This is a genomic window from Vibrio sp. 2033, assembly GCF_033339735.1.
The window spans coordinates 1-523 of record NZ_JAWOVC010000806.1; the positions used below are offsets into that span (position 1 = coordinate 1).

Sequence of the window (523 nt, forward strand, 5' to 3'; positions counted from 1 at the left end):
CTTAGCTGAGCATGCAAATGAGGTGTTCAATCGCGAGGAATTGATCCAGTACGTTTGGGCTGGGGCGATTGTGACCGATCAAGTGGTGACTCAGTCCATTTTTGAGTTGCGTAAATTGCTGCGTGACGGTCGGGAAGAAAATACCAGTTACGTCATTACAGTGCCGAAACGTGGCTACAAGCTGGTAGCGAACGTGACTCCGATGACGCATGAAGAGTTTGTCGCAAGTCGCCAAAGTGAAGAGGAAGAGAGCGCGCCTTTGGTTGAAGAACCAGAAGAAGAGACTCTGCCTATCGCACCTGCCGTTACTTTTCCTGCCGGCCCTCTGACTCGTGCGGTCTGCGAGATGTCGAAAGAGAAAAAGCCCCCTCAGAAAAAAAATAAAATCAGCCCGTGGCGCTTGGGACTGATGAACTTCATCTGGATCAGTGTTTTGGTCGTGGTGATGGGTGTGTTTACCTACAAGCAATCGGAAGTGCGTATTACCCAAGCCATCGATACTCACCTTATCGAATTCAAGTTT

Annotated in this window: 1 protein-coding gene; it reads left to right on the plus strand. The window is 49.3% G+C overall.

Annotated features, from left to right (window positions below):
* On the plus strand, positions 1-523 hold a 523-nt coding region (locus R7P74_RS29200; RefSeq protein ID WP_318124219.1), incomplete at both ends, for a winged helix-turn-helix domain-containing protein.